The organism is Aldersonia kunmingensis (assembly GCF_001646865.1).
GTDB lineage: Bacteria > Actinomycetota > Actinomycetes > Mycobacteriales > Mycobacteriaceae > Aldersonia > Aldersonia kunmingensis.
This window is the reverse complement of the sequence record NZ_LRRB01000183.1, coordinates 1-7,352: the sequence shown is the minus strand read 5'-3', so window position 1 is coordinate 7,352 and position 7,352 is coordinate 1. Positions and strand designations below refer to the sequence as shown.

The window sequence follows — 7,352 nt, the reverse complement described above, 5'->3', positions numbered from 1 at the left end:
GTGCGGGAACGACGATGACGACACCCGTCGGTACGGTCGTCCTCATCGCGTCCTCATCGCGTCCGACCGGTGCGGACCAGAGCGGCAGCATTCATGCCCGGGGGAGTACCCGCTGCGCGGTGGCACACACGTGGATCGAACCGTTCCCGTCGCAGCAGGGGATGACCCAGTCGCTGTGTCGGTGATACCGGGCGCGGCTGCGTCGTCACAGTGGGTCCTCCGGCGTCGGGGTTCGTGTAGTCGCCAATTCCCACACCGCGCAGACCCAACCCCCGTCACCCCCATCACTTCGCGGGCTTCGGGGTGCGGGTGCGCAATGTGGCGCAGCCGGTTATTCGGGCCGATTAAGCCGTCTTATGAAATTTGCACCCGGCGACGCCTATGGCCCCCGCCGACCGACACAAACGGGGCTGGCCCCGCGTGATGCGGGGCCAGCCCTGTGATCGGCACTGTCGCCGACCCTCATTGCGTCGGTGCGGTGCTTACCGCTGGTGGGACTTCTGGCGTTCCTCGTCGGTCTTCGCTTCGGCGCGAGCCTTCTCGGCTTCGGCTTCCTTCTGCGCGACCTCGCGTTGAGACTCGGCCTTGTCCTGCTGGGCGCGACCCTCGCGGGCCAGATCGTCTTGACCAGTGATGGCACCGGCGGCTTCCTTCACCTTGCCCTTGGCGCCCTCGACGACGCCCTTGATGCCTTCGCTGGGTCCACTGTTCTTGTCTGCCACTTTGTCCCCTTTCTTGGTAACGGACTTCGCTTACGTCCTCCGGCTACCCGACGGTCGCCGCGACTAACACCCCGGTCCGAAATTTCTTTCGGATCGGTTCCGATCGCGGACCGAACTGCGCATTTCAGCCGTTTGGTGACGCCCCCCACGGGTACGCCGAGTGAAAGCGTCGGCGACGACCAACGGGAAGGCATGAGCTCAATGGCACAGAACGGCCCCGAAAATACCCAGAACGGCAATGCCCAGAACAACAATGCCAAACAGGCCCAACTCGACGGTGCGCGCGTCAAACGCGACGAGGGGTACCTGACCACCCAGCAGGGCGTGCGCGTCGACCACACCGACGACGCCCTCTCGGTCGGCGAACGCGGGCCGACGCTGCTCGAAGATTTCCACGCGCGCGAGAAGATCACCCATTTCGATCATGAGCGGATCCCCGAACGCGTCGTGCATGCGCGCGGCGCCGGAGCGTACGGATACTTCGAGCCATACGACGATTCGCTCGCCGAGTTCACCGCGGCGAAGTTCCTCACCACGCCCGGCAAGCAGACCCCGGTGTTCGTCCGCTTCTCCACCGTCGCCGGATCGCGAGGGTCCGCCGACACCGTGCGCGATGTGCGCGGCTTCGCGACAAAGTTCTACACCGACGAGGGCAACTACGATCTTGTCGGCAACAACATGCCGGTGTTCTTCATCCAGGACGGAATCAAGTTCCCCGACTTCGTTCATGCGGTGAAACCCGAGCCGCACAACGAGATTCCGCAGGCGGCGTCCGCTCACGACACCCTCTGGGACTTCGTCTCATTGCAGCCGGAAACCCTGCACGCGATCATGTGGCTGATGTCCGATCGTGCATTGCCGCGCAGCTACCGGATGATGCAGGGCTTCGGCGTGCATACCTTCCGGCTCGTAACCGCCGACGGCAAGGGAACTTTCGTGAAGTTCCACTGGACACCGAAGCTCGGTGTGCACTCGCTGCTGTGGGACGAATGCCAGAAGGTGGCAGGCAACGATCCCGACTTCAACCGGCGCGACCTGTGGGACACCATCGAGGCCGGCGATTACCCCGAGTGGGAACTCGGCGTACAGCTCGTTCCCGAAGAGAACGAATTCGATTTCGACTTCGACTTGCTCGACGCCACCAAGATCATTCCCGAGGAGCAGGTTCCGGTGCGGCCGGTGGGCAAGATGGTGCTCAACCGCAATCCGGACAACTTCTTCGCCGAGACCGAGCAGGTCGCCTTCCATACCGCCAACGTGGTGCCCGGAATCGATTTCACGAACGACCCGCTGCTGCAGTTCCGCAACTTCTCCTACCTCGACACCCAGCTGATCCGGCTCGGTGGCCCGAATTTCGCTCAGCTGCCGGTCAATCGGCCGGTCGCGGATGTGCACACCAATCAGTACGACGGCTACAGCCAGCAGAAGATTCACCGGGGCCGCACCAGCTACCACAAGAACACGCTCGGTGGCGGCTGCCCGGCGATCGCCGACGAAGGTGTGTTCCGTCACTACACCCAGCGACTGGACGGCGAGACGATCCGCAAGCGCGCCGAGAGCTTCAAGAACTATTACAGCCAGCCGGCGTTGTTCTGGCGCAGCATGTCCGAGGTCGAGGCCGAGCACATCGTGGCCGCGTTCTCGTTCGAACTGGGCAAGGTGGAGACGGTGGAGATTCGCAGTGCGGTTCTCGCACAGCTCAATCGAGTGGATCGCGACCTGGCCGAACGGGTTGCAGAACAACTCGGACTACCGTTACCGGACGCTGTCCCCACCCCGGAGACGACAACATCTCCTGCACTCTCGCAAGTCAACCTCGCGACGGGGAGCATCGCGACGCGCAAGATCGCTGTGCTTGCCGCCGATGGTGTCGACGTCAAGGGTGTGGAGACGGTGATGTCCGCGTTGACGAACCGCGGTGCGATCGTGGAAATTCTTGCACCGCACGGCGGGACACTGTCGGGTGGTTCGGGCGGCGAACTCGCTGTCGACCGTGTGCTGAACACGATGGCATCCGTGCTTTACGACGCGGTGATCGTGCCGTGCGGCCCGGACTCGGTTCCGACGCTGTCCTCCGATGGATACGCGGTGCACTTCGTCGCCGAGGCGTACAAACACGCGAAGGCCGTCGGCGCATTCGGCAAGGGCGTCGACCTGCTGCGCACCGCCGGCGTCTCCGAGGAATTCGCGGACGGCACCGATGTGACTAACAGCAATGGCGTCATCAGCAGCACAGCGGCACAGGACGACCTGCCCGACCAGTTCATCGAGGAGCTTGTGAAATCGCTTGCTCAGCATCGCGACTGGGCGCGCAGGACGGAGGCCATCCCGGCGTGAACCGGGGCGAACGGCTGCCGGACGTGCGACGAGACCACCCGTGTCCGGTCCGGTTCGATGCCGAGAACAGACGCCAAGGTCCTTTCGCCCCTGTGTGCGTTGTCGGGCGCGTCGTGCAGCGTGAGGATCGTTTCGACGGATAGTCCCGAAATGGGAAGTGCCCCGGTGGCTAATCCTTTCGGTGGGCACATCTGGCGCGACGAATTCGGTCGGGTCTGCTCGACCCAGGCTAATTGCACTGGCAGATGTACCTTCAGGAGGCTTCAGGCAGTGCTGGACGATCGTCACGCAATCGCGCAGCAGTCCCGTCACGCGTTGGCCGGTGGCCCCAGGTGGGTCGATTCGAGCACGAGGTCTTTGATGATCTTCTGGTATTCGGCGTGAGACCGGTGTTCTCGGGTACGCCACGTGGCGCCCTCTTGGCAGCGCATGAATTCCCGATACTCGGGGGCGCCGGGGTATTTCACGTTGTCCGCCATGACAACCGAGCCCGAACGCAGCCAACCCTGATCGAGGATCCGGTGTAGATCGGGGAGATACTCGTCCTTCTCGTGGTCGAGGAATACGAAATCGAGTGTGCCGGGCGCGAAGTTGTGCGTTTCTCGCAGTGCGGTGAGTGTCTTTCCGTGGTCGCCGAGTGTTCCGACGATCACGACGATGCGCTCGCCCACGCCCGCGTGGTCCCAGATTCTTTGGGCGACAGCCGCATTCGCTGGGTTGAATTCGATCGAGTACAGCACGGCGTCGTCTGGCATGACCCGCGCGATGCGCAACGCGCTGTAGCCGCAATAGGTGCCGAGTTCCAGCAGACGGCTCGGACGCGCCCCGACAACGGCACGATCGAGTATCTGGCCCTTCTCATCGCCGACGTTGATCAGGTAGCTCTTGGTGTAGCAGAACTCGTCGATCACGCGAATGACGTCGTCGATGTCATTTCTGCGCGCGTGCGTGCACACGTAGTCGGCCAGGGCCTCCTCGCGGCCGTCCCCGACCTGCCAGTGGGCGCCCATGTGCCGGAGACCGAACAGGAACCGCACGTACGACCATCGCAGGAACATCACCGGTTTGCCGACCCACTCGTTGGCGGCGACGGCCAAGGCAACGGCAGTGACGGCGGCCAGCAGCAGTCGCGGGTACCGCCGACCGAGAACCCTCGGTCGGCGTGCGATTAGCAGAATCGACGAAACAACCGACACCGCGGATGCCCCGAAGGCTGCGGAAAACTTGCTCACCTGCTTGTCCCTTCGCCGTGCCGCCGATTCAGTTCGGCTTCCAGGATCGGTCCGATGACCGCGAATGCCTCGGGGTTGGTCATTTGGGCGTGTGTGACGCCGACGGCGTGTTCGGTGATGGTCCCGGCAACGTAGGGCCGCCACATTTCAGCGGTCAGTTCGCGGGTAATGCCCTCGCGTGCAGAGAAATACAGAAGATTCCCGTCGTAGTGTTCGGGTCGGTAGCGCGCGGACATACCAACGCAGTCGACATATCCCTGGTGCAGGCGTTCGAGCTGCTGTCGGTTCAATCCCCGCCCGGGCCAGGGACTGTCGGCGAGCAGATCGACAGCCTCGTCGAGGGTCAGCTGCCGGCTATCCGGAGTGGCCGATTCATCTCCCTGGAGATGTGTGACCAGATCACGGACGGTCGGCGGCTGCGGCTGCGGCTGCGGTGCGCCGTCTCCGACGGCCACGCTGTCGAGCATGACGAGCGTTTCCACGTGGTAGCCCTTCGCGCGCAGCCTGACTGCCAGTGCGTGCGCGAGCTGACCTCCCAGCGACCACCCCAACAGGTGATACGGACCCTCCGGCTGTACGCGCATGAGCACGTCCAGATACGCCTCGGTGAGTTCCTCGACGGAGCCGTATCGCCGCGATCCGTCTGCGATGGCGGGGGATTGCAGCCCGTAGACGGGTCGGTCGGTGACGTATTGCAGCAAGCCCGAGTAGCACCACGACAGCGGCACGGCGGAATGCAGGCAAATCATTGGCGTCCGGGAACCATCGCTACGCAACGGAAGAACCGGATCCAGGGCCGATCCGCGGACCGTGACGTCGCTGTTCGCGCCCGCAGCTGCGGATTGGATGGCGGCAGCCAGGGTTTGCACCGTCGGGGTGAAGAGCGCGGCAACCGGCACTGCCGTGCCGGTCCGCTCCGACAGCAGCTGACACAGCTTCACTCCCAGCAGCGAGTTCCCGCCGAGTTCGAAGAAGTTGTCGTCCAATCCGATACGCGACTGCCCGGTCACCTCGGCGATCGTCTCCGCCACGATGTGCGCGATGCGCGAGGCCGGCGCACGGAATACCGGGCGAGGCAGCGTCTGCGGATCCGGCAACGCGGATCGATCGATCTTGCCGCTGCTCGGATTGATCGGTATTTCGGGCAACGCCACCAGCACTGCCGGAATCATCCCTGGCGGCAACACTGTCCGTACCCGCGCCAGCACAGCGGCACGGTCGAAATGCTCCTTCTCTGCCCTTGCGGGGACGACGTAGCCGATCAGTCGGTCCCCAAGTGTCTCCGAAGCCCACACCCGCACCACGGCCTGATCGACCGCGTCGTCCGCGGCCAGCGCGCGTTCGACCTCGGACGGTTCGATGCGCTGCCCACGCAGCGAGATCTGAGCGTCGCCTCGGCCGAAGTACTCGAGCGTCCCGTCCTCCTGTTCGCGAACGACGTCGCCGGTGCGATACATCCGAGCGCCTGGCTGCCCGTACGGATTTGCCACGAAACTGTGCGCGGTGACCCCGGACCGCCCCAGATACCCGCGCGCCAATGCGGCACCGGCCAGATACAGCTCGCCACGGGCGCCGCGCGGTGCTGGGCGCAACCGGGAATCCAGGACGAGAGTCTGCACCCCGGGCAGGCCACGACCGATCGTGATCGTCGCGTCCGGGTCGAGCGGCTCGGATTGGGTCACCACCACGGTGGCCTCGGTGGGGCCGTAGGAGTTGAACATCGGTAACCGGCTCGCCCAGCGCTCCACCAGTCCGGGTGGGCATTTGTCCCCGCCGACGGTGACGGTCTGCAACGACGGCAATCGGTCCGCGTCGAGCGTTGCCAGAATGGCCGGCGTGACAACGAGGTGCGTGACCGCATTATCCTGCATGACCTGTAAAAGCCTCTGTCCGGCAACGATGTCCGGCGCCGGGACCATCAAGGATGCTCCGGGAGCGAACGCGGAAAGGTACTCCAGCATCGACGCATCGCAAAACGGCGAATGTGCTTGCAAAACTACCGATTCGCCGCTGATGCGATTTCGGGTGCGCAGGTCGTCCGCCAGCGCTGCCAGCCCCTCGTGCGTGCTCAACACGCCCTTCGGTTCTCCGGTGGATCCAGAGGTGTAGATCAGATAGGCGGGGTGATCCGGGCGCAGCGGTCGTATCCGGTCCGCGTCGGTCACCGCAGCACTCGACCGTGACGCTGCGGCAACTCTGAATTCGTCGGTGTCGACCATCAACCAGTCGACCGCCGTGTCCGTCAGCGGAGTTCGCCACTCTGTGCTGGTGAGCCCGAGCGTCGCACCCGAGTCGGCAATCAGTTTCACCACTCGCGCCGGGGGATCGGACGGATTCACTGGAAAGAACACCGCGCCGGTCCGGGCAACCGCCCACAAAGCCATCACCGACTCCACCGACCGCGTCAACGCCGCTGCGACAACAACTTCCGGCCCTGCACCGTGCGCGATCAACTCACGCGCCCATTGCGAGGACAGTTCGTCGAGTTCGCGATAAGAGACCGACCGGCCCTGCCCGCGCAGCGCAATCCGTTCACCGGCACCGATCCCGGCCGAGAGCAACTCCGGCAGCAACCGTGGCCGGCGCCTCGGCTGCGGGGCACCGATGCCGCGCTCGCCGGCGGAGACGGCGAAAACCTTCTCCTCGTCCGAAGCCCAGAGGAATCGGGTCAGCCAGTCCATGAACTGGTGCAGATGCCGATCCAGCATGTCGGCGCTGTACAGCCCGGGATTGGCGTGAAAATCGATGCTGAACGGCCCATTGCCAAATCGGTAGAAATTGATCGCCACATCGTCCACCGGACCGCTCGAGAGCAGATGCGCCCGACCGCGAGCGGCTCCGAAGTCGATGCCGTCGCGAAACGCGAGGACGTTGATCAGCGGGCCATAACCATTGCGACCGGCTAGGGCCGCCCCGTGGTCACGGAGCAGGTCTTCGTGCCGATACAGCTGGTGGCGCAACGCCCCGATCATGACCAGGCGAACCTGCTTCACGAGGTCACCGACCGTGCTGTCGGGAACCCCGCGCACCCGCAAAGGCACGACGTTCGAGACCATTCCCG

Annotated in this window: 5 protein-coding genes; 2 read left to right on the top strand and 3 right to left on the bottom strand. The window is 64.4% G+C overall.

The window, feature by feature from the left end:
• The coding region (locus tag A8G08_RS27785; RefSeq protein ID WP_222844269.1) for a hypothetical protein at positions 1–185 on the top strand (185 nt) is incomplete at its 5' end.
• Positions 186–482: 297 nt separating this feature from the next.
• Here A8G08_RS27785 and mbp1 read toward each other — a convergent pair.
• Positions 483–722 (bottom strand): microaggregate-binding protein 1, encoded by a 240-nt coding sequence (gene mbp1 / locus A8G08_RS13925; RefSeq protein ID WP_068274898.1) that lies wholly within the window; start codon positions 720–722, stop codon positions 483–485.
• A gap of 201 nt (positions 723–923) precedes the next feature.
• Between mbp1 and A8G08_RS13920 the strand changes: the two genes are divergently transcribed.
• Positions 924–3,059: a catalase gene (locus tag A8G08_RS13920; protein ID WP_068274895.1), complete on the top strand. Its 2,136-nt coding sequence runs from the start codon at positions 924–926 to the stop codon at positions 3,057–3,059.
• A 308-nt stretch (positions 3,060–3,367) separates the two neighbouring features.
• Here the strand turns inward: A8G08_RS13920 and A8G08_RS13915 are convergent, their stop codons facing one another.
• Both A8G08_RS13915 and A8G08_RS13910 read right to left on the bottom strand, forming a co-directional pair.
• Positions 3,368–4,117: an O-methyltransferase gene (locus A8G08_RS13915; protein WP_068274903.1), complete on the bottom strand. Its 750-nt coding sequence runs from the start codon at positions 4,115–4,117 to the stop codon at positions 3,368–3,370.
• A 170-nt stretch (positions 4,118–4,287) separates the two neighbouring features.
• Positions 4,288–7,352 (bottom strand): amino acid adenylation domain-containing protein (locus A8G08_RS13910; protein ID WP_068274901.1); only part of this gene is annotated, 3,065 nt, incomplete at its 5' end.